The sequence below is a fragment of the Haloarcula sp. CBA1129 genome, from assembly GCF_008729015.1.
Classification (GTDB): domain Archaea; phylum Halobacteriota; class Halobacteria; order Halobacteriales; family Haloarculaceae; genus Haloarcula.
The window spans coordinates 3,389,103-3,414,478 of sequence record NZ_RKSM01000001.1 but is presented as its reverse complement, the minus strand read 5'-3'; the positions used below and the strand labels follow the sequence as shown (position 1 = coordinate 3,414,478).

29 protein-coding genes are annotated in these 25,376 nt (G+C 65.1%); 19 read left to right on the top strand and 10 right to left on the bottom strand.

All coding sequences use genetic code 11. The features are described from left to right. Nucleotides 1-1,083 (bottom strand): M20 family metallopeptidase, encoded by a 1,083-nt coding sequence (locus tag Har1129_RS17425; protein ID WP_151101991.1) that lies wholly within the window; start codon nt 1,081-1,083, stop codon nt 1-3. Between the two features lie 154 nt (nt 1,084-1,237). Here Har1129_RS17425 and Har1129_RS17420 point away from each other — a divergent pair, with 154 nt between their 5' ends. The 3 genes from Har1129_RS17420 (at nt 1,238) to Har1129_RS17410 (ending at nt 4,602) form a co-directional block, all read left to right on the top strand. Further along, nucleotides 1,238-3,115, top strand: a complete 1,878-nt coding sequence (locus Har1129_RS17420; protein ID WP_151101990.1) for a PINc/VapC family ATPase — start codon at nt 1,238-1,240, stop codon at nt 3,113-3,115. 102 nt (nt 3,116-3,217) lie between these two features. Beyond that, the gene (locus tag Har1129_RS17415) at nt 3,218-4,039 is read left to right on the top strand and encodes a YqcI/YcgG family protein (RefSeq protein ID WP_151101989.1); all 822 of its coding nucleotides are present in this window, start codon (nt 3,218-3,220) and stop codon (nt 4,037-4,039) included. Continuing rightward, nucleotides 4,039-4,602 (top strand): cysteine hydrolase family protein, encoded by a 564-nt coding sequence (locus Har1129_RS17410; protein ID WP_151101988.1) that lies wholly within the window; start codon nt 4,039-4,041, stop codon nt 4,600-4,602. The genes Har1129_RS17415 and Har1129_RS17410 overlap by 1 nt, the downstream gene beginning before the upstream one ends. 47 nt (nt 4,603-4,649) lie before the next feature. On the opposite strand, the gene Har1129_RS17405 is transcribed toward Har1129_RS17410, so the two are convergent. After that, nucleotides 4,650-4,913, bottom strand: coding sequence for a winged helix-turn-helix domain-containing protein (locus Har1129_RS17405; protein ID WP_004514919.1), 264 nt, complete (start codon nt 4,911-4,913; stop codon nt 4,650-4,652). 114 nt (nt 4,914-5,027) lie between these two features. Between Har1129_RS17405 and Har1129_RS17400 the strand changes: the two genes are divergently transcribed. Both Har1129_RS17400 and Har1129_RS17395 read left to right on the top strand, forming a co-directional pair. Continuing rightward, nucleotides 5,028-5,324 carry a hypothetical protein gene (locus tag Har1129_RS17400; protein WP_370455442.1) on the top strand — a complete coding sequence of 99 codons (297 nt, stop codon included), beginning with the start codon at nt 5,028-5,030 and terminating at the stop codon, nt 5,322-5,324. A gap of 2 nt (nt 5,325-5,326) precedes the next feature. Further along, complete coding sequence (locus Har1129_RS17395) at nt 5,327-7,156, top strand: ribosome biogenesis/translation initiation ATPase RLI (RefSeq protein ID WP_151101987.1); 1,830 nt, start codon at nt 5,327-5,329, stop codon at nt 7,154-7,156. A gap of 218 nt (nt 7,157-7,374) precedes the next feature. Here the strand turns inward: Har1129_RS17395 and Har1129_RS17390 are convergent, their stop codons facing one another. Beyond that, a complete protein-coding gene (locus tag Har1129_RS17390) occupies nt 7,375-7,590 on the bottom strand; it encodes a hypothetical protein (protein ID WP_151101986.1) in 216 nt (71 codons plus the stop codon). A 68-nt stretch (nt 7,591-7,658) separates the two neighbouring features. Further along, entirely contained in the window at nt 7,659-8,180 is a 522-nt protein-coding gene (locus Har1129_RS17385) for an archaemetzincin family Zn-dependent metalloprotease (protein ID WP_004514915.1), read from the bottom strand. 30 nt (nt 8,181-8,210) lie between these two features. On the opposite strand from Har1129_RS17385, the gene Har1129_RS17380 reads away from it, so the two are divergent. The 5 genes from Har1129_RS17380 to Har1129_RS17360 all read left to right on the top strand — a co-directional run bounded on the left by Har1129_RS17380 (nt 8,211) and on the right by Har1129_RS17360 (nt 11,808). Continuing rightward, the gene (locus Har1129_RS17380; protein WP_151101985.1) at nt 8,211-8,624 is read left to right on the top strand and encodes a UPF0146 family protein; all 414 of its coding nucleotides are present in this window, start codon (nt 8,211-8,213) and stop codon (nt 8,622-8,624) included. A gap of 19 nt (nt 8,625-8,643) precedes the next feature. Next, nucleotides 8,644-9,516: a TIGR01548 family HAD-type hydrolase gene (locus Har1129_RS17375; protein ID WP_151101984.1), complete on the top strand. Its 873-nt coding sequence runs from the start codon at nt 8,644-8,646 to the stop codon at nt 9,514-9,516. Between the two features lie 69 nt (nt 9,517-9,585). Then, entirely contained in the window at nt 9,586-9,975 is a 390-nt protein-coding gene (locus Har1129_RS17370; RefSeq protein ID WP_151101983.1) for a hypothetical protein, read from the top strand. A 49-nt stretch (nt 9,976-10,024) separates the two neighbouring features. Further along, nucleotides 10,025-10,693 carry an NADPH-dependent F420 reductase gene (gene npdG, locus Har1129_RS17365; protein WP_151101982.1) on the top strand — a complete coding sequence of 223 codons (669 nt, stop codon included), beginning with the start codon at nt 10,025-10,027 and terminating at the stop codon, nt 10,691-10,693. A 362-nt stretch (nt 10,694-11,055) separates the two neighbouring features. Next, entirely contained in the window at nt 11,056-11,808 is a 753-nt protein-coding gene (locus tag Har1129_RS17360) for a response regulator (protein WP_151101981.1), read from the top strand. Between the two features lie 49 nt (nt 11,809-11,857). Here Har1129_RS17360 and Har1129_RS17355 read toward each other — a convergent pair whose 3' ends face one another. Next, the gene (locus Har1129_RS17355) at nt 11,858-12,124 is read right to left on the bottom strand and encodes a thioredoxin domain-containing protein (RefSeq protein WP_004514909.1); all 267 of its coding nucleotides are present in this window, start codon (nt 12,122-12,124) and stop codon (nt 11,858-11,860) included. 115 nt (nt 12,125-12,239) lie between these two features. Between Har1129_RS17355 and Har1129_RS17350 the strand changes: the two genes are divergently transcribed. Genes Har1129_RS17350 through Har1129_RS17340 form a run of 3 tightly spaced genes read left to right on the top strand, consistent with a single transcriptional unit; the run spans nt 12,240 to nt 14,217 of the window. After that, nucleotides 12,240-12,401 carry a preprotein translocase subunit Sec61beta gene (locus Har1129_RS17350; protein ID WP_151101980.1) on the top strand — a complete coding sequence of 54 codons (162 nt, stop codon included), beginning with the start codon at nt 12,240-12,242 and terminating at the stop codon, nt 12,399-12,401. A 44-nt stretch (nt 12,402-12,445) separates the two neighbouring features. Further along, nucleotides 12,446-12,820: a hypothetical protein gene (locus Har1129_RS17345; protein ID WP_151101979.1), complete on the top strand. Its 375-nt coding sequence runs from the start codon at nt 12,446-12,448 to the stop codon at nt 12,818-12,820. Continuing rightward, nucleotides 12,817-14,217, top strand: a complete 1,401-nt coding sequence (locus Har1129_RS17340) for a DUF402 domain-containing protein (RefSeq protein ID WP_151101978.1) — start codon at nt 12,817-12,819, stop codon at nt 14,215-14,217. The genes Har1129_RS17345 and Har1129_RS17340 overlap by 4 nt, the downstream gene beginning before the upstream one ends. A 24-nt stretch (nt 14,218-14,241) precedes the next feature. Here the strand turns inward: Har1129_RS17340 and Har1129_RS17335 are convergent, their stop codons facing one another. After that, entirely contained in the window at nt 14,242-15,648 is a 1,407-nt protein-coding gene (locus Har1129_RS17335) for an LVIVD repeat-containing protein (RefSeq protein WP_151101977.1), read from the bottom strand. Between the two features lie 52 nt (nt 15,649-15,700). Further along, nucleotides 15,701-16,282, bottom strand: a complete 582-nt coding sequence (locus tag Har1129_RS17330) for an LURP-one-related/scramblase family protein (protein WP_151101976.1) — start codon at nt 16,280-16,282, stop codon at nt 15,701-15,703. Nucleotides 16,283-16,417: 135 nt separating this feature from the next. Here Har1129_RS17330 and uvrA point away from each other — a divergent pair, with 135 nt between their 5' ends. Continuing rightward, nucleotides 16,418-19,399, top strand: a complete 2,982-nt coding sequence (gene uvrA / locus Har1129_RS17325; protein ID WP_151101975.1) for an excinuclease ABC subunit UvrA — start codon at nt 16,418-16,420, stop codon at nt 19,397-19,399. On the opposite strand, the gene Har1129_RS17320 is transcribed toward uvrA, so the two are convergent. Then, entirely contained in the window at nt 19,396-19,923 is a 528-nt protein-coding gene (locus Har1129_RS17320) for a DUF3368 domain-containing protein (protein ID WP_151101974.1), read from the bottom strand. The genes uvrA and Har1129_RS17320 overlap by 4 nt on opposite strands. Beyond that, a complete protein-coding gene (locus Har1129_RS17315; protein WP_151101973.1) occupies nt 19,920-20,216 on the bottom strand; it encodes a UPF0175 family protein in 297 nt (98 codons plus the stop codon). The genes Har1129_RS17320 and Har1129_RS17315 overlap by 4 nt, the downstream gene beginning before the upstream one ends. Before the next feature lie 122 nt (nt 20,217-20,338). Between Har1129_RS17315 and Har1129_RS17310 the strand changes: the two genes are divergently transcribed. Beyond that, the gene (locus Har1129_RS17310) at nt 20,339-21,106 is read left to right on the top strand and encodes a hypothetical protein (RefSeq protein WP_151101972.1); all 768 of its coding nucleotides are present in this window, start codon (nt 20,339-20,341) and stop codon (nt 21,104-21,106) included. Nucleotides 21,107-21,175: 69 nt separating this feature from the next. Beyond that, the gene (locus Har1129_RS17305; protein WP_151101971.1) at nt 21,176-22,150 is read left to right on the top strand and encodes a hypothetical protein; all 975 of its coding nucleotides are present in this window, start codon (nt 21,176-21,178) and stop codon (nt 22,148-22,150) included. Between the two features lie 42 nt (nt 22,151-22,192). On the opposite strand, the gene Har1129_RS17300 is transcribed toward Har1129_RS17305, so the two are convergent. Further along, entirely contained in the window at nt 22,193-22,579 is a 387-nt protein-coding gene (locus Har1129_RS17300) for a hypothetical protein (RefSeq protein WP_151101970.1), read from the bottom strand. 121 nt (nt 22,580-22,700) lie between these two features. On the opposite strand from Har1129_RS17300, the gene Har1129_RS17295 reads away from it, so the two are divergent. The 3 genes from Har1129_RS17295 (at nt 22,701) to Har1129_RS17285 (ending at nt 25,374) form a co-directional block, all read left to right on the top strand. Then, nucleotides 22,701-23,126: a DUF5518 domain-containing protein gene (locus Har1129_RS17295; protein ID WP_225307838.1), complete on the top strand. Its 426-nt coding sequence runs from the start codon at nt 22,701-22,703 to the stop codon at nt 23,124-23,126. Between the two features lie 64 nt (nt 23,127-23,190). After that, nucleotides 23,191-24,273, top strand: coding sequence for a geranylgeranyl reductase family protein (locus tag Har1129_RS17290; RefSeq protein WP_151101968.1), 1,083 nt, complete (start codon nt 23,191-23,193; stop codon nt 24,271-24,273). A 96-nt stretch (nt 24,274-24,369) separates the two neighbouring features. Continuing rightward, nucleotides 24,370-25,374 (top strand): AI-2E family transporter, encoded by a 1,005-nt coding sequence (locus tag Har1129_RS17285; protein WP_151101967.1) that lies wholly within the window; start codon nt 24,370-24,372, stop codon nt 25,372-25,374. Nucleotides 25,375-25,376: the final 2 nt, after the last annotated feature.

Sequence of the window (25,376 nt, the reverse complement as noted above, 5' to 3'; positions counted from 1 at the left end):
TCACTTCGACGGCCACGCTTCGGCAACGCGCTCGTAGACCTCACGACAGCGCTCCAGCACGGCCAGTGAGACACTCTCGTCGGCGGTGTGGGCCTCGCCGGGTTCGGCCGCGCCGACGACAACGCAGTCCGTGCCAGCCTGAGCGAGCCAGCCGGCGTCTGTCGCATGGGGCTTGACGACGTGCTCGGGCGCGCTGTCCTGCGCCGCCGTCGCCGCGTCCAGCACCGCCGCGGCGAAGTCGGCGTCGCCACAGGCCATCGGCGGGAGGTCTTGGTCGACGCGCCAAGAGACCCCGTCGATGGCTTCTGCCCTGTCAAGGGGCGCGCGTTCGCCGGGGACCGTCCGCTCGTCCACCGTGACCTCACATCGCTCGGGGATGACGTTCCAAGCGGAGCCGCCGTCGATTTCCGTGACGGCGACGCTCCCGCTCATTTCGTGACCGAGAACAGTGGTCTCGGGGAAGTCGAGATCACGGACCACGTCGACAGCGTCGGTCGCGCGGTAGATGGCGTTCGCGCCCGCGCCGGGTTCGCTGGCGTGGGCCGCCGCGCCCTCGGCGACGATGGTCGACCCGCGCCGGCCCTTGTGTGCGACGGCTACGTCCGTAACACCGGCGGCGGAGTAGCCGGTCGACCCCTCGCCGACGACGGCGTAGTCGGGCGCGAAGCCGTCCTCGATGGCCGCCTGACAACCGACCCCGCCCTGTTCTTCGCCGACGAAGGAGGCGAAGACGAGTTCACCAGCGGGGTCGGCGTCACGGAAGGCAAGCATCGCCGCGGCGACACAGCCCTTCATGTCCGCCGTGCCGCGGCCATAGAGGCGGCCCTCCCGTTCCTCGACGACGTACTCGCCGTCGGCGTTGACCTGTGAGCCGTCCGGGGGAACGACGTCGTGGTGGCCGACGAAGGCGAGCGAGTCGTCGCCCCGGCCCTTGCGGGCGATGACGTTCCCGTGGTCGTCGCGGGCGACTCGCGCATCGGCGTTCGATTCGAGCCACTGCTCGATAAACTCCCCCGCAGTCGCTTCGTCGTCGTGACTGGGAATCGAAACGAGATCGCGAGCCAGCGACGCGAGCGTGTCCATACTGTGGGTCGGGAGCGGTGGGGGCAAAAAATCATGGACAGAGTCAAGGACCGGTGATCTGGCAGTCCGGGAGTCCAGCCAAGCACTACCGCCTCGGCCGGCCGAGGCATGCGGACTCCACACCCTTATCAACGGCAGTCTCCAACGGCCGAGTATGGAAATCGTACCGGACACGAGCGTGGTCATCGACGGCCGCGTGTCCGACCAAGTGAAGGCCGATGCCGACCCGGACACGGACGTCGACGGCATGGGTTTTGCCGGCGCGACGGTCGTCGTCCCCGAAGCCGTCGTCGGCGAGCTCGAAGCACAGGCGAACGACGGCCGCGAGACAGGATGGGAGGGCCTCGAAGAGCTCCAGACGCTCGTCGATCTGGCCGAGGATGGCACCATCGATGTGGAGTACGTCGGCCGGCGACCCGACGCTATCGAGAAGCGCGAGGCCGGCGAAGGACAGATCGACGCGCTCATCCGGGACATCGCCGGTGACCGCGACGCGACGCTCGTGACCAGCGACGACGTACAGGCCGAGGTGGCGCGTGCGAAAGGGCTCGCAGTGGAGTTCGTCGAGCCGGTCAAGCGGACAGTCGACCGGCTCCAGATCGAGAACTTCTTCGACGAGGGGACGATGAGCGTCCACCTCAAGGTCGGCGTCCAGCCCTACGCGAAGAAGGGCTCTATCGGCGATATGCAGTACACACCGATTCGCGACGACGCCGCGACCGAGAGCGAACTCCGTGAGTACGCCGCCGATATCGAGGAGAGCGCACGTGCCTCGCCGGACGGCTTCCTCGAACTCGACGAGCCCGGCATGACCATCACCCAGTTCCGGGACTTCCGGATCGCCATTGCACGGCCACCCTTCGCCGACGCACTCGAAATCACGGCCGTCCGGCCTATCGTCAAGACCGAACTGGACGACTACGAGTACGCAGACCAGCTCCGTGACCGCTTCACCGAACACCAGCGCGGCGTCCTCATCTCCGGCTCGCCCGGGGCCGGGAAGTCGACGTTTGCCCAAGCTGTCGGGGAGTTCCTCGTCGACGCCGACTACGCAGTCAAGACGATGGAGAAGCCGCGGGACCTTCAGGTCGGCCCGAACATCACGCAGTACACCGAACTCGGCGGCTCGATGGAGAAAACCGCCGACTCGCTGCTGATGGTCCGGCCGGACTACACCATCTACGACGAGGTGCGAAAGACCGACGACTTCGAGGTGTTCGCGGACATGCGACTGGCCGGCGTCGGCATGGTCGGCGTCGTCCACGCGACCCGCGCCATCGACGCGCTCCAGCGGCTCATCGGCCGCGTCGAACTCGGTCTCATCCCCCAGATCGTCGACACCGTCGTCTACATCGAAGCCGGAGAGGTCAACACGGTCTACGACGTGACGACCGAGGTCAAGGTCCCGCAGGGCCTCATGGAAGAGGATCTCGCGCGACCGGTCATCATGGTCAAAGACTTCGAGACCAACCGGCCGGAGTTCGAGATCTACACGTTCAACAACCAAGTCGTCACGGTCCCGCTGGGCGACGACGAGGACGAGCAGGACTCCGGCGTCGACCGCCTCGCCAAGCAGGAGGTCGAACGCGAGATCCGGTCCATCGCTCGCGGCCACGTCGAAGTCGAACTCCGCGGCCCGAACACCGCCGTCGTCTGGGTCGAGGACGACGACATCTCGCAGGTCATCGGGAAGGGCGGCGGCCGCATCTCCGACGTGGAGAACCGCCTCGGAATCGACATCGACGTGCGGACCTTCGAAGAACGGCCGTCCGGGCCATCTGGCGGTCCAAAGGCGGACTCTGGCGGCAAGGAGGGCGAACTCGTTCAGCCGGAGGTCACCTCTCGGCACGTCATCGTCCCGCTTGACGGCCACGCCGGCGACACCGTCGAACTGCAGGCCGACGGCGAGTACCTCTTTACCGCGACAGTGTCCCGCAGCGGCGAAATACAGGTCTCGCGCGGATCGGGCATCGCCGAGGAACTGGAGCGGGCCATCGACCGCGGCAGCACGATTACTGTCGTGCCGTCGTAGGTTCGGCAAGAAGGCAGTTGAGCGGTTTCACAGCCGTGCTGAACAGTGGGCCAAGCCGCCGAAAACGACAGCTAAATTCCGATTGAGCCCGACGGTCTAGCCATGACCGACGCAGTCGTCGGCAGCTTACAAGACCAGAAGACACTCGCCGCTCGGGTGGAGCGCGGCGACGCGCCAGAGTGGGTCACCGACCACTGGCGGACCTTCAGCGAGGGGTTGACCGGTGAGCGAAACGGGTCCCCGTTCCCCTGTTTTTTCGGCGCGGAGTCAGTTCGAGACGGCGAGCCACTGTACACGGCTGTTCCGTCGATGAGCGACCCGGATGCGCTGTTCGACCTCGGCCAGACGCTACTGGAATACCGCGACACCTATCAGGACCACAGTGAGCGGGCCTCGCTGGTGACGTTCTTCCGGCCACCCGAACGGCCGCTGACCGAGACCGAATACCACGACCGACTCTGGCACGTCCTCCAGTTCCTCCACGTCCACGACCCGGAACCGTGGCCCGAGGACATTCCGACCGATCCAGATGACCCGCACTGGGAGTTCTGCTTCGGCGGCGAGCCGATGTTTCCGACCTGTCGCGCGCCGTTCTATGACACGCGGAAGAGCCGCTACTGCCCGGTCGGCCTAGAGATTACGTTCCAGCCCCGGGCGCTGTTCGAGGACCTGAACGTCACGGCCGACACCGAGGCCGGCCAGCACGCCCGCGATGTCATTCAGGAACGGCTCGAAGAGTACGACGGCGTCTGTCCCCACGCCGACATCGGTGACTGGGGCGTCGAGGGCGACCGTGAGTGGCCCCAGTACATGCTGTCGTCGGACGAGGACGCGTCGCCGGACCAGTGTCCGATGACCGTGACGCGCGAGCATCCGAAATCGGAGTGGCTCATCGAGACGCCCGCGCCGGAGCCGGCCGACTGATGGCAGCGCTCCCGCTCCCTGCCGACCCGGTGCTCGTGTTGGTGGATTTTCAGCAGGGGTTCGACGAGTCGCGGTGGGGGACCCGGAACAACCCCGACGCCGAGGCGAACGCTACGCGCCTGCTCACGGCGTGGCGAGAGCGCGAACTCCCGGTCGTCCACGTCCGGCACAACTCGACGGAGTCGGGTTCGCCGCTCCAGCGCGGCGAGCCGGGATTCGCGTTCAAACCGGAGTTGGAGCCTGAAGCGGGCGAAGCGACGTTCGAGAAGCGTGTCAACGGCGCGTTCATCGACACCGGGCTGGAGGCGTGGCTCCGCGACCATGGGCACGAGACGCTCGTCGTCTGTGGCCTGACGACCGACCACTGTGTCTCAACGACGACACGGATGGCCGACAACCGCGGCTTCGACGTTATCGTTCCGGGCGACGCGACAGCGACGTTCGACCGGACGCTCGACGGCGAACGCTTCGAACCGGCACTCGTTCACCGGACAGCGTTGGCACAGCTGCGCGGTGAGTTCGCGGGGATCGCGACGACGGACGACATAGTCGCGTCGCTGTAACCGGCGACCGCGTGATCTGTCGCGAAACAGCCAAGCGAGAAGGCGTATCAGTCTGAGACGGCAGCGTCCGCTTCTGCCGGTTGGTCGATAATCTCGTAGAGGTTCTGCCGTGCGTCGGCGAAGTACACGTCTTCTTCGATGACACCGACTTCGTCGAGTCGTTCCAGAGCGTAGCGAACGGTCCGCGCCGAGAGCATCGACTCCTCGACGATGCCTTTCTGCGTCAGCGGGCCGTCGTACTCCAGAACCTTGTACACGAGCTTTGCGCTCGGCGGAAGGTCTGCGATGGCCTCCCCATCAGAGTCCGTCATTACCCGTAATCACAAGCGCCGGGCGCATAAAGATTGAGGAGTCCGTCTCGCCAGCACAAGCACTCGGCGTACTGAACCGCGCACCTTTTGGTTGCGGGTAGTGGAACGTGTGGTATGGCTACGGAAACGGCGGACGGAATGAGCTCCCATATGCGAGGGCTCACTGTCACGACGCTGACAGCCGTCGCTGGCATCGCCGCCGCGTTCGGTTCCAACGCGTTAGCGGCCGCGCCGGACGACCCGCAAGGCATGCTTGTCCTCGCGGTTGCTGTCGCAGCACAGTTCCCGATCCTGCGGGTGATCGGCATCGACACGGACGACCTCTCGGCGAAGGACGTACTCTACGTCGGCTTCATGACCTTCTCGCTGTGGTTTGTCTCGTGGGGCATTCTCCTCACAACGGGAGCGTAACGATGGCTGAGGACAGTATCGCCGTCGTCGACCTAGAGCGGTGTCAGCCCGACCGCTGTAACTACGAGTGCATGAACTACTGCCCGCCCAACCGCAGCGGGAAAGAGTGTATCGTCAAACGGGAAGACGAGTACGAGGAGGACGAACCATTCGAGGGCCAGCCCGATCAGGTCCGCATCTCCGAGGAGATCTGTCTGGGCGAATCCTGCGGGATCTGCGTGAACAAGTGCCCGTTCGACGCTATCGAGATTATCAATCTCCCACAGGAGCTGACCGACGAGCCGGTTCACCGCTACGGGGAGAACGCCTTCGCACTGTACGGGCTCCCGAGCCCCGCCGAGGGTCAGGTCACCGGGATTCTCGGCCCGAACGGCATCGGGAAGACCACCGCCGTTCGCATCCTCGCCGACGAGATGCAGCCCAATCTGGGCCGCTACGGCGAGGAACCGGACTGGGGCGAGATTCTCGACGAGTACCGCGGGACCGCCCTGCAGGAGTACCTCGAACAGATGCGTGACGGCGACGTGGATGTCGCCCGCAAGCCCCAGTACGTCGACCGGATTCCGGACCAGTTCGACGGCAAAGCCATCGAGCTGCTGGACCAGACCGACGAACGGGGCGACCTCGACTACCTCATCGAGCAGACGGGTATCGAGCCGGTCGTGGACAATCACATCGGCGACCTCTCGGGTGGGGAACTCCAGCGGGTCGCCCTCGTCGCGACGCTGGCGCGGGACGCGGACTTCTATTTCCTCGACGAGATCACGCCGTATCTCGACATCGGCCAGCGGATGACCGCCGCGCGACTCATCCGCGAACTCGCCGAGGAGGAGAACCGCTCGATGCTCGTCGTCGAGCACGACCTCGCCATTCTGGACCTGCTCGCGGACAACATCAACGTCGCTTACGGGACTCCCGGCGCGTTCGGTGTCATCACGCCGCCAAAATCGACGAAGAAGGGAATCAACGAGTACCTCTCGGGCTACCTCGAAAACGAGAACATGCGTATCCGCCAGACGGACATCGAGTTCGAGGAACACGCGCCACGGAGCGCCTCGAACGGCGACGTGGTCATCGAGTACCCCGAACTCGGGAAGAGCTACGGCGACGGCGAGTTCTCGCTTTCCGTCGAGGCCGGCACCATCCGCGAGAGCGAAGTGCTGGGCGTCGTCGGCCCGAACGGTATCGGGAAGTCGACGTTCGCGAAGATGCTCGCCGGGCGGCTGGAACCGACTGCGGGCGAAATCGACACCAGTCTCGACATCGCCTACAAGCCCCAGTACATCGAGATCGACCAGCCGATGCGGGTCGACGCCTTCCTCGCATCCATCACTGACGACTTCGGCAGTTCCTACTGGAACACCGAAATCGCACAGCCGCTCCAGCTCGAATCGGTGATGGAACAGCAGCTCACCGACCTCTCGGGCGGGGAGCGCCAGCGGGTCGCCATCGCGGCCTGTCTCTCGAAGGACGCCGACCTCTACCTGCTGGACGAGCCCTCGGCCCATCTGGACGTGGAACAGCGGGTCATGGCGACCTCCGCGATCCGGCGCTACGCCGAGAACCACGACGCGACGGCGATGGTCATCGACCACGACATCTACATGATCGACCTTCTGGCCGACCGGCTGCTCGTCTTCGACGGCGAGCCGGCACGGAACGGCCACGCCGCGCCGCCACAGGGCATGCGCGAGGGCATGAACGAGTTCCTCAAGAACCTCGATATCACCTTCCGCCGCGACGAGCGGACCTCCCGACCGCGCATCAACAAGCCCGACTCACAGCTGGACCGCGAGCAGAAGAACGCCGGCGAGTACTACTACTCGCCGTAAGTTTAGCGCGGGAGCCAAGCCGGAGCTGTTTTTCCGGGAACAACTGTGGATAATCGGTTTTGTTGACGAAGGTCACTACTCGACGGTCGTGCCTGCTGAACTGTGCCCGGCGTGGGTATTGCAATCCACATATCATTTCGGTAGTTAGCTGGTGAAACGACTATCTCAGATGGTAGTACAGCCGCTATTCATAGGGGGCGCAGGAACAGTGCAGGGCGTCAGGCCGCAGGGTCGCTACCACCGCTCGTCTCGGAACCCGCAACCGCATCATCGAGGCCGTCGGCGACTTCCTCCGGGTCGAACTCCTCGTCCGGGTCGAGTTCGCGGTCGGATTGCTCGTCGGTCTGAGGTTCAGTGATCGATTCGTCGCCGGTGACCGACACGAAGATGTCTCGCAGTTCCGCGACGCGCTCGGGGGACTGACTCTTGCTCATCGCGTATGTGTACCAGTACCACAGAAGAATATGCACCGTCCCCAAACAGATTGGTATCCGTTCGCAAACTACAGGACGTTTCGCTGGCAGGAGCCACACAGCGAAACTTCCTTGACGTCGACCTGTCGGACCGTGGGGGAGAAGTTCATCACGCAGCGCTTGTTGTCACAGTGCTCCAGCCCGAGGGTGTGGCCGACCTCGTGGACGACCTCCTTGCGGACTCGCTGGGAGAAGATTTCGCCGGCCGAGCGGTTCGAGAAGCCGCCGTCGGAGGAGGTCTGGAGCCGGTAGGTAGAGATGACGCTGCCGGAACCACCGAGATACGCGAGCCCGAAGACGTAGTTTCGGCGACGGTAGAAGAGGTCTTTCGGGGTGATAGCGATGTTCTTGCCGCCGGAGCCGACCCGGCGAGCGAGGTCGATGAACTCCTCGGCGCGGTACTGGTCGCGATCCCCATCGTACGCGCCGGCGGGAATGGACTGGGGCTCGTGCATCGAGACCTCACAGTCGTAGACGGAGCGAAGTCCGTCCGAGGCCTCGCGTTTAACTTGGGCTGAGACCTCGCCCACCGGCACGATGTCGACGTGCATGGGAACGCATATGCGCCCGCATCTCATAAATTGTACGACGTGACCGACACCACCGACCCGCTCGTCGACCGACTCGCGTCCGTCGATTCCGTCGTCGAGGTCGGCGTCGGGAACCACCCCGACATAGCCGAGCAACTGGCCGAGCGGGGCGTGGACGTGACAGCCACAGATATCGTCGAACGGGCGGTCCCCGAGGGCGTACGGTTCATCATTGACGACGTACTCAACCCCGACCTGTCCGTGTATTCGGGGTGTGATATCGTATTCGCCCGGAACCTCCCGCCTGAACTTCACCGGCCGACCCTGACCGTTGCCGACGCCGTTGAGGCGGCGTTCTGGTTCACCACACTAGGTGGCGACCAGCCCACAGTCGCCGTCAAGCGAGAGCAGCTCCCCGGCGGGGAGACGCTGTACCGCGCGAAAGATAGCAAGGCGCTTGAGTGAGGCCCGCTTTCGCTCGCTCATGCAAATCGACGCGGTCGTCCTCGACATCGACGGCGTGTTAGTAGACGTAGCGGACTCCTATCGCCGAGCAATCGTCGAATCTATCGACCGGGTGTACGGCGACACGATTGAGAAGTCGGCAATCCAGCAGTTCAAGGACGCCGGCGGGTTCAACAACGACTGGGAACTGACCGACGCGGCGGCGCTGTTCGTTCTCGCCGGTCGTGAATCCACCGTCGCCGACCTAGCGGCCTTTACCGACGCCATCGCCGAGCGCGGCGGCGGGCTTGCGGCGGCCGAGGCAGTGGTTCGTGACCTGCTCGACGACCCGGCCGAAAGCCGAGTCTTCGACGCTTGGGACCCCGACCAGCTCCGGGACGTGTTCCAAGCGCTGTATCTCGGTACTGATCTCTACCGCGACATCGAAGGCGGCGAGCCACCGTTCGACGCGCCGGGCTACATCCACGACGAGCCGCTGCTGGTCGACGACGAGACGCTGTCAGCGCTGCAGGACCGTTTCGCCGTCGGCGTCGTCACCGGTCGCCCCGCCGCCGAGGCCGACATCGCGCTGGAGCGCGTCGGCCTCGACCTGCCGCCGGAACACCGCTTCACCATGGACGACTGGGAGGAGGGCAAGCCCCATCCCGCCGCTTTGCGGACACTCGCCGAACGCTTCGACGCTGAGCGGGTCGCCTTCGCCGGGGACACTCTCGACGACGTGGCGACGGCGGTCAACGCCGACGAGACCGACGACGACCGCGTGTACTACGGTATCGGCGTCTTGACCGGCGGATTGACTGGCGACGCCGGCCGCCGGACGTTCGCTAACAACGGTGCGAGCGCCGTCATCGAATCAGTCACCGACCTGCCCGAGCTTCTCGAAACGATATAACGGGGAGCGGGGCATCGCCCTCCAATAATAAACGGCAACGGTTTCACTGGCGGGGCAGAGACCTCGGGTATGCGACGACTGCCGACGTTTGGCTGGGCACTTCTGGTGAGCATTTGGGCCGGGCTCGTCGGGGGCGCGGTCATCCGCGAGCCGTCGGTCGACCTAGTGCCGCTGTACGCTGTCGTCTGCCAGATAATCGGTCTTGTCGCGGCCTACTGGACGATGCGTGAGTACGACGAGGTTCTCGGCTCCTCGCATCGGCCGGGTCGCGTCGGGATGTTCATTATCGTCCTCTTTTTCGTAATGGTGCCGCTCTCGACCGTATTCGCCCTCGCGCTTGGGGATACCTCAGTCCCCGGCATCGCGACCCAGTGGCTCAGCTATCTGGTGGGCCTCGGGAGCGCCCTGTACGTCGCCTTTGCCGGCGGGTTCGACCGGGCATGGGAAGAATACACCTGAGCGAACCTGTCACACAACGTTTATTCAGTGGTCGGCCTACGCCGTAGATATGGACATCGCGTTGCTTGGCGGTACCGGAGACATCGGCCAAGGCCTCGCCCTCCGCTGGGCTGACGACACCAACCACACGATTATCGTCGGCTCCCGGAAAGCCCAGAAGGCGGCGAACAAAGCCGAAGAGTACGAGACAGAACTGGCCAGCCGCGGCCACGACGACATCTCGATTGCCGGCTTGAGTAACGAGGACGCCGCCGCCCGCGCTGACATCGTCGTCGCCGCCGTTCCCGCCTACCATCTCACGGACACTATCGACGCCGTCGCCGACGAACTCGACGACACAACGCTCGTCTCGCCGGCCGTCGGGATGCAACGCGACGAGGACGGCTTCCACTACAACCGCCCCGGTGCCGGCAGCGTCACACAACTGGCCGCAAACGCCGCCCCCGACGACACGCCCGTCGTCGGCGCGTTCCACAACCTCGCGGCCGGTCGTCTCGCCAACCTCGATGCCGACCTCGACTGGGATACCATCGTCGTCGGCGACGACACCGACGCTAAGGACACCGTCTGTGAACTCGCCGAAGGCATCGAGGGGCTTCGTGCGCTGGACGGCGGCCCGCTCGCCAACGCTGCGGAAGTCGAGGGACTGACGCCGCTGCTCATCAACGTCGCCCGGCACAACGACGGCCTGCACGATCTGGGCGTTCGGTTCCAATAGTACCTTTTTACTGCAGGGGGTTCCCGCAGCGCCGTAGGCGCGAGGAAACCCCCTGTTGCAAAAATCTACGCTAAAAATGACCTCCGAGTCGCGCTCTGTGAGCGCGCTCGGAGTGAAACCGCTCGCCGACGGCGAGCGGTATGCCTGTCGCGACCGCCCGACCGCCGACAGCCATACTGCGACCGCCCAGCCGCCGACAGTAACATTGTTACTGATCCCGCTTCGGTGGCAGCCCTGCCTTTCCCCGACGCCAGCGACGAGACGCTGGCGCGGCCTAGAGCGAGGACCGCAGTTGCACATAGTTATCAGATAGAGACAAGTGAGCAGCAAATACTTGCGTACTGCAGCCTTGCCAATACAGGATGGAGTCAGAAGCCCCGCTCTCAATCCTCCATGTCGACGACGACGCAGCGTTGGGAGCCCTCGTCGAAGTGTATCTCGAACGAGACGACAGCGGCCTCGACTGTACTGTCACGACGGAGACGAACCCCGAAACTGCGCTGACGATGATCCGGTCGTCGGAGACGGACTTCGACTGTGTCGTCAGCGACTACAATATGCCAGAGATGAACGGCATCGACTTCCTCGAAGCGATTCGCGAGACCCATCAGGAGTTACCGGTGTTGTTGTTCTCTGGAGAGGAGACCGGCGACGTCGCTGCCGAAATCATTCAGGCCGGCGTCACTGATTATCTCAAGAAGTCCGTCGGGACGGACCAGTACACGTCGCTCATCCGACGGGTCGAACACGCGGTCGACTCGGACGGCAGCTTCAAAACCGGCAGCGAGGTCAAGCTCAGCGGCGTCGGTGTCATCGGCACGGACGAACGCTTCGAGCGGGTCGACGAGACCTACGCCTCGTATTACGGCTATGATTCGGAGGAGTTGATCGGCACGCACTGGTCAGAACTCCACCCGAGCGACGAGGTAAAGCACATCCGGACGCACGTCATTCCGGTCGTCAGAAGCGGTGGGAAATGGACCGGCCAGAGCAAGGGGTTGCGGGCCGACGAAACCACGTTCACCGAGTCGAAGATGGTGACGGCGCTTGAGGGCGGACGAATGCTGATCGCCGTCGACGAAATCGACGATGCGGGGCTGGCCGAACGAGAGTGAGCCAGCGGTCGCTACTGATCGATGTGACGAACCGCGAAAAGCCGCTGTGTTACGCCGAGGCTTGCTGCAGCGCGTCGTCGATGTCGTCGGCCTGCGTGACGCCGACGAACCGCTCGACGATGCCGTCGTCGTTCTCGATGATGAGCGTCGGCAGCGAGCGTACCTGATACTCGTTGGCGACGTCCTGCTCCTCATCGACGTTGACCTTCTCGAACTCGACGTCCGTCCACTCCTCTTCGAGGTCTTCGAGGATCGGGTCCTGCGTTTTGCAAGGGCCGCACCAGTCCGCGTAAAAGTCCTTCAGTGTAACCGTCATAGTACTCTGTTCGTGTTAGCCCGTGGTATCTGATAAGGGTTATCCATGTGTACTCGGCACACGCAATCGCGGGTGACCCGAAAGGCTTAGTGTTGGTGATACACCACCCTGATGTATGAGTGGGAGCGACAGCGGCGGACTGATGTCCAGTGCGGGACTGGTCCGGTATTTCGACGCTGAAGACCAGAATACGATCCGTATCGACCCCCGAACAATCGTCGCGACCGGCGTCATGTTCGGGCTGTTGATGCTCGTGCTGAACGCGATGATCGTGTAGGCGATTCCGCACTGTTTTCCTCTCCCCGCTACTGATTCGCGGGTATGCACTTCACGCAACGCGAGCAGCAGGCGCTGCGCGATGCGGGCGTCGACCAGAACACCATCGAAGCGGCCTCCGACGCGGTCGTCGCGGCCACCGACGACGCGGCCGATACACTCGAAGCCTTCTTCGACGGCCGCGAGACGGTGTACTCTGATATGGATATCGCACACAGCTCCAGCGAGATTCAGGAACACACCGTCGAGTACTGCGACCTGTTCACCCACGCCGACGACATCCGTGGCTACCTCCGGTTCGACACTTGGGGCGTCCCCATCGAGGGTGGACGGGTCTTGAGCGACGACAAGGTAGAGTTGTCGCTGGGGCCGACGGTCCACGGACGGGTCCGCTTTGCCGCCGACGAGGACGCGCTATGACCGTCCGGGTCAGGGGCATCTACGCGACGGCGCTGACCCAGTTGCTGCGCGAGGCAGGCCACGAGGTCGTTCAGGCATCGGAACCCATCCGAAACCGCTTCGACGGTGAGTTCGACGACGAGCGAGCAGCGGTCACCGTTGCGACGACGGACGACCAGCAGGGCGTCGGCGTCATCGGCGACCACGACTCTGCCGCGGCCGTCACGGACCGCCTGACCGAAATCGGGCGTGACACGCTCCGCTGGAACGACCCGACGCCAGAAGGCGCTGTCTACGCTGGCACCGTGACCGAGACGCTGGGCAGCGGAGCCGTTGTCGACCTCGGCGACGGCGAAGGCTTTCTCCCGTACTCGTCCTCGGACGAGCGTGTCGAGACCGGTGATACGCTCCGGGTGCAGGTCGTCGAGGCGAGCGCACCGTGGACGAACGGCCGGCCCGTGCTGGACACCACCGTCGCGGTCCGTGGGTCACTCCTCTCGCTCGTACGCGGTGGGACCGCCAGTGCACCGGGAACCGGCGGGCCGGCGATGCTGGACGTCATCGCCGCGGAGCCCCGAGCGGGATGGGGCGTCTCGTGGGAATCGGCGAGCGAGGACGCGAGCTTCGACGCACTGGCGACAGCGCTCGACGCCGCCAACGACCGCGCAGCGGCCATCGACAAGGCGCTGGACGGAGCCGATGCGCCCGAGGACTGCGCGCCCACCCGCTACGACGAGGGGCTTTCGACGACGTGGCTGTGGTTCGGCCGGGAGAGCCGGTTCGCACTGGACGAGGCCCGCCGCGAGGTGACGGCGACGATGCCGGGCCACCACCGCGTAAAGGCCGGCGACCGGGCGGCCAGCGCCGCCGTGGACTACGTCGAGGCGCTGTGTGGTGACCTCGAAACCGGCGAGACGGACTTCCCCTTCGCCGTGACGGCCCGGCAGTTCGGTCCGCAGGTCGGCGGGTCGCTATCGCTGGGCCACGGCAAGCCCGACGGCCGTCTCATCACGCTGGGCGACGGCGAGGTCCAGTCAGTCGACGACGACGGCACGGTGACCATCGAACGGGAGATGTCCGCCGGGGGCACCTATGACGCCCTCGGCGTGCCGAAGGAGGCCGGCGACATCGCCGAAACGAAGGTCAAGGAGGGACGCTGGTGGTACCCGACGGTGTACCGCGACAGCGACGGCGAAAAGAAGGGGACCTACGTCAACGTCTGTACGCCCGTCGAGGTGTTCCCCGACACCGCCCGGTACGTCGACCTCCACGTCGACGTGGTGAAACACGCCGACGGGGCCGTCGAGCGGGTCGACGACGACGAACTGGACGCGGCCGTCGAGCGCGGCCACGTCCCCGAGCCGCTGGCCGAGCGCGCCCGGAGCGTCGCGGCCGCGGTCAAGAGCGCGCTGGAGTAGCGGGAAGCAGTGGTGCGGCCAGAATTAATCCTGCCGACGACGGGCGCGCCACGCCGCCAGCCCGACCGCCGCGACCGCCGACCCGACGCCGAAGCCGGGGCCGCCGACACCGAGTGAGGCCCCGTCGGTTCCGTCGACACCGGCCCCCTCCTCGTCCGTGGTCGTCGGCGTCCGTATCTGGGGGTCCGGGAACGTGTACAGCCCGGGCTGGACATCCGTCCCCTGACTCGCGTCGGTGCTCCCGGCGACGAAACAGCCGGCGGCCCGCTGGGCGGTCCAGAACGAGGTCGCTTCGGTGTTGCGCCACTCGAAGGCGAGGTCGGGTGCGGCCGGGTCCGTCAGGTCGTGGACCCGGACCCCGCCGTTGTACCACGCTGAATAACAGCGGTTGTCGGTCAGTTCGAAGTTGTGCGCCGTCGTGAGGATGCCCCCCGGCGAGGGGTCCGAGGTCGGCGGCGGGTCAAGCGTTGCCAGCAGTTCGGCGTCAGTCGGATCGCTGATGTCGTACAGGTCGATGCCGCTCGGGCCGCCGCTGCCGTCGCCGCCGAGGTCCCACGATTCGCCGCCGACACCCAGCAGCGACGCGTCTTCGTCGACGGTCACGAAGTGGTCGTTGCCCGGCGGCTCGCTCCGTTCGGTGCCGGGGTCCTCGATAGCGGCCAATTCCTCGGGGGAACGCCCGCGGACGTTCGCTACCAGCGAGATGTCACCCGGGTCCGACACGTCGAGAATCCACGTTCCGCCGTCCCAGTAGGCCAGATACGCCCGGTCGTCTTGCACCCAGACGTCATGCAGCGGCCAGAGTGACGTTGGAACGTCCTGCCAGACGTCACTGGCGTCGAGCAGCGACCACTCGCCGACTTCCCGTTCGGCGTCGACATCCACCACCAGCAATGGGTTACCGTCGCGGTCGTTCGCGGTCAGATAGGCGTAACGGCCGTCGAAGTGGCAGTTGTGGATACGCGTGTCCAGTTCGAGGCTCGCGATTCGGGACGGGTCCCGCCGGTCACTCACGTCGAAGACGACGAACCCGTGAGCGCCATCGGCGGGGTGGGCCGGCCCGGCGGCCAGCAGTCGGCCGTCGCTGACGGCGAGGTCCTGCACGCGCTGTATCGGCCCGCTGTCGCTCTCGGCTAGCAACCCGGTCCGTCGGCTGAGCAGTCGCGGACTGGTCGGCGTGACGAGGTCGACGAGCGCGATGCCGTCCCCCGTCGCAACGTAGGCCGTGTGTCCGTCGGGGCTAGTGACGACCTCGTACACCGTCTCCATCTCCAGCACCCCCAGCGGGTCTTCGCCGGTCGGGGTATCGGAAGATGCTGGCTCAGCTGTGCCGTCTCCGGTCGGCATCGGATGGCCGTGGGCTGTCCCGGTTCCCAGACCGACACCTGTGCCTGCGAGGGCGAGTCGTCGGAGGACCGTCCGGCGGCGCATAGCCGTCTCTGAGGGTGCCAAGGCAAGAAGGATTCCGGTGTCCGCAGGTCAGCTAGTTCCCCTGAATCGCGTCGATAACCATCGCCGCTGCGATAATCGGCTCTTTCGGGACCGTGCTGGCGTCGTCGATGGTGATCTCGTAGCGGTCTTTGAGCGAGAACTGCCCGTCGATGTTGCCCACGTGGTTGCCGTCCTGATCGGTTATCTCGTACTTGTGAGGAATCCAGCCGCCAAAGGGGACGAAGTTCCGGGCGATAGTCACGAGCGCGCCTTGGGAGTTGATCTCGGCGATTTTCGCCTCCGTGCTGGCGTCCCGAATCTTCCACGTATCTTGGAAGATCGAGTAGTCATTGTCGAGGATGACGATGTCCTCGCCTGTCTTGGAGTCGGTGAGGACGTAGTTGCCGGCCACGTCGATTATGCCGCCGGCATTGACCTCGAACACCTCGTCGCCGTTCGCGTCGACGAACGGGAACTGCTCTTTCATCTTCAGCATCTTCTGTTTCCCGCGGAGGACGACGTTTCCGGCGGCGTCCATCGCCTTGTACTTGTTGCGGACCAGACTCTGTTCGACCGTGTAGCTGTCGTCGGAGAGGTCGATTCCTTTGATGTCGTAGTCGCTCGTCGTACCCATACAAATCTCATACTCGATATTTATGGTAAATCTTTCGCACCATCACTCAAAATAAAAACAGTCCCGCGAGAGAACTCGTCTACCGGTACCCGAACCGACAGGGTTTCCCTCCTGCCGGCCAACCAAGATTCAAAGATGAGCAAGGATATAATCGAGGTCCGAGGGGCCGAGGAACACAACCTCAAGGACGTCGACGTGGAGATTCCCCGCGAGGAACTGACAGTCGTCACCGGGCTGTCGGGGTCGGGCAAATCCTCGCTCGCGTTCGAGACGGTGTACGCCGAAGGCCAGCGGCGCTACATCGAGTCGCTCTCCGCCTACGCACGGAACTTCTTGGGGCAGATGGACAAGCCACAGGTCGAGAACGTCGAAGGGCTCTCGCCGGCGATCTCTATCGACCAGAAGAACGCCGCCAACAACCCCCGCTCGACGGTCGGCACCGTCACCGAACTGCACGACTACCTCCGGCTGCTGTACGCTCGCGTCGGCACGCCTCACTGTCCGGAGTGTGGCCGCGAAGTGGGCGAGCAGTCCGCCCAGAACATGGTGTCTCGCCTCCTCGAACTGCCCGAGGGAACCCGAGCGAAACTGTGTGCGCCGGTCGTTCGCGACCAGAAGGGGGCCTTCGAGGACCTGTTCGACGACCTCGTCGGCGAGGGGTACAGCCGCGTCGAGGTCGACGGCGAGGCGTTCGACCTCACGATGGACCGCCCCGAACTGGACGAGAACTACGACCACACCATCGACGTGGTCGTGGACCGCGTGAAGATCTCGCCGGATGCCCGCTCGCGTCTCACGGACTCCGTCGAGACTGCGCTGGAAGAGGCCGACGGGACGCTGAAGGTCATCCTGCCGGACCCGCCCGAGGGCGCGTCGGAAACGCTCGGCGGGTCAGACGCCAGAGCGACCGGTGACCTTGCCGACGGGGACGAAGCGGACGACGACACCGCCGCGGACCGCCTCGTTGTCGAACTCTCCGAGGACCTCGCCTGTACTCACTGCGGTATCGACATCTCCGAAATCGAGACGCGCTCGTTCTCGTTCAACTCACCGCACGGGGCCTGCCCGGAGTGTGAGGGGCTGGGCGAGACGAAGGAGGTCAGCGAAGACCTCGTCATCACCGACCCGTCGAAGGCGCTCAAGCACGTCTTCGAGCCATGGAGCTACGACCGGACCTACTACTCGCGGCAACTGGACAACGTCGCCGAGCACTTCGGCGTAGACCTCTCGACGCCGTTCGAGGAGCTAGACGAGTCCATCCAGCGGCAGTTCCTCTATGGGACCGACCGCATCGTCGACTTCCAGTGGCGGACCAAGAACGGGACCCGCGAGAAAAGCGAGCGCTTCGAGGGCGTCATCCCGAACCTTGAGCGGCGACACGTCGAGACGGACTCGGACCGCGCCCGCGAGCACATCGAGGAGTTCATGGCGACGACGACGTGCCCGGCCTGCGAAGGGACGCGACTCAAGGCCGAGTCGCGGGCGGTGCTCGTGGACGGGACCTCAATCACCGACGTCAACGAGATGTCTATCAGCGACGCGCTGGCGCACTTCGAAGGGATGGAGGGGAACCTCTCGGCTCGGGACCGGAAAATCGCCGAGGAGATTCTCAAGGAGATTCGCGCCCGCCTTGGCTTCATGACCGAGGTCGGGCTGGACTACTTGACACTGGACCGTGAGGCCTCGACGCTGTCGGGCGGGGAGAGCCAGCGTATTCGGCTGGCGACTCAGATCGGAAGCGGCCTCGTCGGCGTCCTCTACGTCCTCGACGAACCCTCTATCGGCCTCCACCAGCGGGACAACGACCGCCTGCTGAACACCCTTGAAGAGCTCCGGGACCTCGGGAACACGCTGCTCGTGGTCGAACACGACACCGAGACGATGCGCCGGGCCGACCAGATAATCGACATGGGCCCCGGGCCGGGCAAGCGCGGCGGCGAAGTCGTCGTCAACGGGCCGATGGACGAGGTCATCGACACCGACGAGTCGGTCACCGGGAAGTACCTCTCGGGCGAGCGGACGATTCCGGTGCCCGACAGCCGCCGCGAGGCCGACGGCGAACTCACGGTTCGGGGCGCTCGTCAGCACAACCTCGCGGACCTCGACGTGTCCATCCCGCTGGGGACGTTCACCGCCATCACGGGCGTCTCTGGCTCCGGGAAGTCGACGCTGATGCACGACGTGCTGTACAAGGGGCTGGTCCGCCGGATGAACGACACCGACGTGAACCCCGGCGAGCACGACGCTATCGACGGCCTCGACGCCGTCGAGACGGTGCGGCTCATCGACCAGTCGCCCATCGGCCGCACGCCCCGCTCCAACCCGGCGACCTACACCAACGTCTTCGACCACATCCGCGAGCTGTTCGCCGAGACCAGCCTCTCGAAACAGCGGGGCTACGAGAAGGGGCGGTTCTCGTTCAACGTCAAGGGCGGCCGCTGTGAGGGCTGTGGCGGACAGGGCACGGTCACCATCGACATGAACTTCCTCTCGGACGTGACGGTCCCCTGCGAGGAGTGTGGCGGCGCGCGCTACAACGACGAAACGCTGGACGTGACCTACAAGGGTGCGACCATCGCCGACGTGCTCGACATGACTGTCGAGGAGGCCTACGACTTCTTCGAGAGCCACAGCGGCATCCGCCGCCGGCTGGAACTCCTGAAGGACGTGGGACTGGACTATATGCGCCTCGGACAGCCCTCGACCACGCTCTCCGGCGGCGAGGCCCAGCGCGTGAAGCTCGCCGAGGAACTCGGCAAGAAAGACTCGGGCGAGACGCTGTACCTGCTGGATGAACCGACGACCGGGCTCCACCCGGAGGACGAGCGCAAGCTCATCGACGTGCTCCACCGGCTCACCGACGACGGCAACACCGTGGTCGTCATCGAGCACGAACTCGACCTCGTGAAAAACGCCGACCACATCATCGACCTCGGCCCCGAAGGCGGCGAGAACGGCGGTGAGCTCGTCGCTCAGGGAACACCGGAGGACGTGACCCGGACCGAAGCGTCCTACACCGGAAAGTACCTCCGGGACCTGCTGCCGACCGTCGAGCTAGAGGGGCCACGCGCCGACCGCGAGTCGGCGGCTGAGCAGCCAGCCGCGGACGACGACTAATCGGCCGCGTCGTCGATCAATCGCTCCGCTCGCTTTACGAGACTCGCACTGAGGCGGGCTCCGACTTCATCCATCGCATAGAGTGTCTCCTTTGCGGCGTCCGAATCGACATCACCCCGCTCGACAGTCCGTACGAGGACACCAATCGACCCAGAGATCGGTATCGACAGCGCCTTGGAGGTCTGTCTGAGAGGGTTATCGTCGGTAATGACGACGGGGTCATCTTCGACTAGTGCGTGAGCCAGCAGTACGGCATCTCCTTGAACTTCCTCCTCGGAACGGCCGAGGTGGCTGGCTGCCTCCTCAACGGCAGCATCGGGAACAGGCTCTGGGCAGGTGATCAAGCCGTCAGCGACGGCGTCGGACAGCGTTTTCGCTGCCGGGTCACTGGTAATCTCTTGGCGAACGCAGTCGGGAATGACGACTGAACCATCGAGTCCGGTAAGCAGGTCAGCGCTCCCAGTATCAGCTAGTGTGATGAATACGCTGGCATCTACCAGAACCGTTCGGTCGCCGTCAGTCATCGGAGCGAATCTACGTCGCCGGCCAGGTCTGCCTCATCGTAGTTCGTCATAACGCCGCGTTCGTTCGCTTCAGTCATCATCTCCGCGATGGTGAGGCCAGCGATGTCGGCAGCCCCACGCATCCCGACCTCGCCGTCCTGATACCGCTGGAGTGCAGTCCGAATCAGTTCCTCTCTGGCCCCCCGCTGAATGGCCTGTCGGATAGCATCACTGCGGCTCGCCCCGGTCACGTCGGCGAGTCGGGCCACCAGACCGAGTTCCTCGTCACTCATGCGAGTGGTGACATTTTCCATGTGTAATGCAACGCATTGCGATGCATTAAACGTATGGTCACGTGAGTCAGGTAGCAGTGTAGCAGCGAGTTAGGAAGCGGCCACCAACGTTTTAGTCGATAGCGACACCTGATATAGCAGACATGGCGCAGTCGACAGCGGACCGTGTCGAGCGGAAACGTGGTATCGGTGGGCTGGCGAAGCAGGCGAACCCGGCCTTTGCCGTGGGAGCGGTCGCCGTCCCGCTGCTCGCGTTTGCGGGGGCGCTCGCCAGCGGCAACATCCGGGCGCTGACCTATGTGCACGTCATGGCTGGCGTGCTGTGGACCGGCATCGACCTGTTCATGGGCCTAGTGCTGGGGCCGGTGCTGGGCGGCCAGGAGCCCGAGGCCCGGGCCGACTTCTTCGCGTCGTTCACGCCCAAGATGACGTTCCTGATGCCGACGCTGGCGACGGTGACTATCAGCGGCGGCATCCTGCTGGCGCTTCGCCTCGGAAAGTTCCCGAACGCCGACCCGTGGTTAGCGATTCTGACCGCCGCGACGCTGATTCCGGTCGTCCTCCTCATCGGCTATCAGTTCGACGCACTGACCGACCCAAAGACGCTGGGCGTCCTCGGCGTGGCCGTCGTGGGCTCCGGCGCGTATCTCGCCACGACGCTACCTGCCTTTGCGATGACCTCGTGGTGGATCGTCGCCACGCTCGCTATCGTGACGGTACTGTCCGTGCAGGGTTTCGGCGTCATTCTCCCCGGCGAAGTCCGAATCTACCGGCAAGTCGTCTCCGAGAACCCGGACGTGGACCTCGTCTCGGAGATCGGGATGCGAAACGCCAAGCTCGGGGGCCTGCAGGGGCTGATGCAACTGGCCATCGTTTTCGTGATGGTCGGCCTGCGCTGGTGGACGCCGTAGTCCTCGATTTCGAGGCAAAAGGCGCGAGCGGGCGACACCGTTCTCTGCACGTAGCTCGTCGCATGCAGTATGCACACCGCCTACGCCGCGCTCAGTGACCGCGTCCTCGTTGGGGACGGCGACAGCGGCTGGGACGACTATCTTCTCGGCCACGACATCGAGTGCGTCGCCGCAGAAGCGGCCAAACCAGAACGTTCCTTCGTGGGCACCGCAGACGCCGGCCTCCAGCGGACGACCGACGGCGGCGCGACGTGGGAGCAGGTACTGGCCGCTGGCGACCGCGTGACGAGCGTCACGGTCAGCCCGCACGACTCCAACGTGGTGTGGGCCGGGACGGAGCCGAGCGCGGTCTACCGCTCGGCCGACGGCGGGGCGACGTGGACGGAGCGGTCGGGGCTGACCAACCTCGATTCGGCGTCGCGATGGTCGTTCCCGCCGCGGCCACACACCCACCATGTGCGCTGGCTCGCCCTCGCGCCGGACGATCCGGAGCAGGTGTACGTCGCCATCGAGGCCGGCGCGTTCCTCCGCAGTTCCGACGGCGGCGAAACGTGGGTCGACCACCCCGACGGCGCGCGGCGGGACAACCACACGCTGGCGACCCACCCCGACGCCCCGGACCGGGTGTACACCGCAGCCGGCGACGGCTTCGCGCTGTCGACCGACCGCGGCGAGACGTGGACCCACCCACAGGCGGGGCTGGCCCATCGGTACGTGTGGGGGCTTGCCGTCCACCCGGAGGATCCGGACCGCATCGTCGTCTCGGCGGCCAGCGGCCCCCGGTCGGCCCACAGCACCAGCGGCGAGAGCTACGTGTATCGGTGGGACGGCGACCGCTGGATCCAATCGATGGACGGCCTGCCCGGGCCGGACGGACTGGCCAGACCGGTGCTCGCCACCGACCCGGACGGCAGCTTGCTCGCGCTGACGAACCACGGGCTGTTCGAGTCGAAACGAGGGGAGATGTGGGTCAGGCGGTGGCCTGACGCTGGAGACTGGTCGGCCGAGTACAATCAGGTGCCGAGCGGACTGGCTATCGTTTAACACGCGGCCAGACGGATAGCTGTCGCCAGAGTCCGTCCGCAGTTACACCAGTTGGAGGAAAGCAGCTCCGAGGCCGCCCGTCACGACTGTCGCCGCGGCCGCGAGCAGGAGAATTTTCGCGGCCTGTCGGCGATCAGCACGAACAGCCTCGGTTGCAGCAACGTTTCCGCTGTCCCCGCCCGACCCCGACAGGTCGTAGCGGGCGAGCGCACCGAAGGCAACACAGAACCGGAAGTAGTCCTGCAACGCGCCGAGGTAGCCGCCGAAGACGAACGGGACGGTCGCCCACAGCGACAGAGCCGGGACCGCACCGACCCCAACGGCGACCGCAATACCGAGAGCGACGGCGAACGACCCGATGGCCGACAGCCGTCGGGCGCGGCGCTGGTTCGCTCCGATGTTACACACGCCGGGCTGGTACTCTGCCATAGCCGTTGCTAGGGGCGCGACCGACAAATGAATCCTGATTGGGCCGTCGATACGGTGACTGCTGGCGATGTCTGTGTCATCAGGGTTTCATTTTTTGACTCCGGCGACCCATGCCCCGGCTATGTCCCTCCAGTTCGAGGTATCGAAGACATGGCAATGCGCCCTCATCGGCGGCCTCGTCCCCGCGCTGTTTACGATTGGGCAGGTGTTGCAGTCGTCGTCGAACATCACCTTTCACGGGCTATTCCTCGGCAGCGCCGTCGCGGGGTATCTGATCAAGCGCCACGGTGGAACGGGGACCGCCGCTGGGCACAGGGCCGGCCTCATCGGGGGACTCCCAGCTCTCTGGTCGCTGAAAGAGCTGTTGGTGGCAGTACCGACGGTTCCCAACCCGCTGTGGTTCCGGGCTGTCGGCCTCATCATGACACTGGTCGTCGGCGTGTGGCTGCTGGCACTTCCGGTGCTGGTCGGTGCTCTGGCCGGTCGCTTCGGCGGCTGGCTGGCCGAGCGACAGGGCCACCCGCGAATCCCCGCAGCGGGTAGCTGACGCGACGGGCACGGTGTGCGCTAAATCGAGAAGCTATTTGGTTCGTGACACCGAGAGAACGTGTATGCACGATGTTGCGGTGGTCGGCGCGGGTCCGGCTGGGTCCCGGTACGCGCGTCAGGCGGCGAGTCGGGGGCTTGACGTGGTGGTGTTCGAACAGGGGGAGATCGGCAAGCCGCTGGCCTGCTCGGGCCACGTGAGCACGGACATCTGGGAGTTCACCGAGGACGCTCGCGACGAACTGTTCCAGAACGAGATTTCCGGTGCGCGGTTCCACACGGGCGGCCCCGGGAGCGCAGACCATCCCTTCTACAAGGATGAAGTCATCTCGAACGTCATCGACCGCGTCGGGCTGGACAAGCACCTCGCCGGGCTGGCCCGCGACGCCGGTGCCGACGTTCGCGAGGAGCACTCCGTCGTTGGCGTCACCGAGGACAGGGACGGCGTCACCGTGGATGTCCGGGGCGACGACGGCGTCGAGACGCACCGCGCGAAGATGGTCGCCGGCTGTGACGGGCCGAAGAGCCGCGTCCGGCGGGAACTCGACCTGCCCGAACCCGACGAACTGCTCCACGGCGTACTCGGGTTCAGCGACGAGGTGGACCACAGCGATTTCGTCGACGTCCACCTCACCGTCCCGCGCTTTTTCGCTTGGCGCATCCCGCGGGGCGAGGCCGGCGTCGAGTACGGACTGGCGGTACCACCGGGGGACGACGCCCGCGGCCGCTTCGAAGAATTCGTCGACGGCTACGGGGTCGAAACCGACCGCCGCTGCTCGGGACTCATTCCCATTGGCCCACCGAAACGGGTCACCGGCCGGCGGTCCTTTCTCATCGGGGATGCCGCGGCCCAGACCAAGCCCTTCACCGGCGGCGGCATCCGCTACAGTATGACCGCGGCCGACCACGCGGCCCGTGAAATCGACCCGGAAGACCCGGCGACGCTGGGCGACTACGAGAGAGCGTGGCGCGACGACCTCCGGCAGGAGATACGCCTCGGCCACGCGGTTCGGGCCGGCTACTCCGCGCCGGAGCCGATACAGAAGGCCGGGATGAAAGCCTTCGAAGGCGAGATCGGCGTCCACATGGACCGGCCGACGACGCTGTTCTCCCGGGAGCAGTTGGCGGCGCTGTTCTCCCGGACCTGAACGCCCGACTGCGATGACCTCATCGAGTCCGCGTGACGTGTTATTCTTCTGGCGTGTGCAGATAACGTTTTTACCGGCCGATGGAAAAGGACGGGCGTGGTAACACGCCGACGTACCTACGTCCTCGCGGGCCTGCTTGTTCTCACCGGCTGCCTAACGACAGTCCTGCTCGCGCGGGTGCTATCGACGATTTTCTTCGCAATCACAGTCGCGTACGTGCTGTTTCCCGTCTCGGAGTGGCTCGGACGCAATGGGCTCAACAAGCGGCTGTCGGCGGCCGTGACGACGGGCATCGCCTTCGTCGTCGGAACGCTCGTGTTCGTCCCACTCGCGGCCGTGCTGTATCTGCGCCGCCGGGACCTGTTTACCTTCTTCCAACAGCTCCCGTCGGTGGTGACCCTCGATTTCGGCGGGTTCAGTTACCCGGTCGAAATCGATCCAACGCTGACGGCCGCCCGGGAGACACTCACGGCTATCGCGGTGGATCTGGCCGCTGAATCACCCGTGCTGGCGCTGAAGGCTGTGCTGTTTGCCATTCTCGTCTATGCGATGCTCTGGCAGCCAAAGGTTCCGAAAAAGGCCGTCTATCGGACGGTGCCGGCGTCGTATCACGAGGTCGTCAACCGCCTGCACCAGCGGCTTCGGGGAACGCTGTACGCGATATACGTCCTTCAGGCGGCGACAGCGTTCGGGACCTTCGTCGTGGCATGGGTCGTGTTCTGGCTGCTGGGCTATCAGGGAGCGTTCGCGCTGGCTGTGATCGCCGGCGTCCTGCAGTTCATCCCCGTCATCGGCCCCAGCGTCGTCGTCCTCACCATCGCTGGCGCGGACATCATCAACGGCAATATCACTGGGGCGATACTGGTGACCGTGTTCGGCCTCGTCTTCGTCGGCTTTCTCCCCGACGCGGTTATCAGGCCGAAGCTCGCCCGCTACACGACCGGCCTTCCAGCCAGCCTCTACTTCGTCGGGTTCACCGGCGGGGTGTTGACGCTGGGCGTCATCGGCTTCATCGCCGGGCCGGTCGTTATCGCGCTACTGGTCGAACTGTCGTCGCTGTTGACGAACGAGCAACAGGGGGACCAGCAGAGGCTGACGTGATG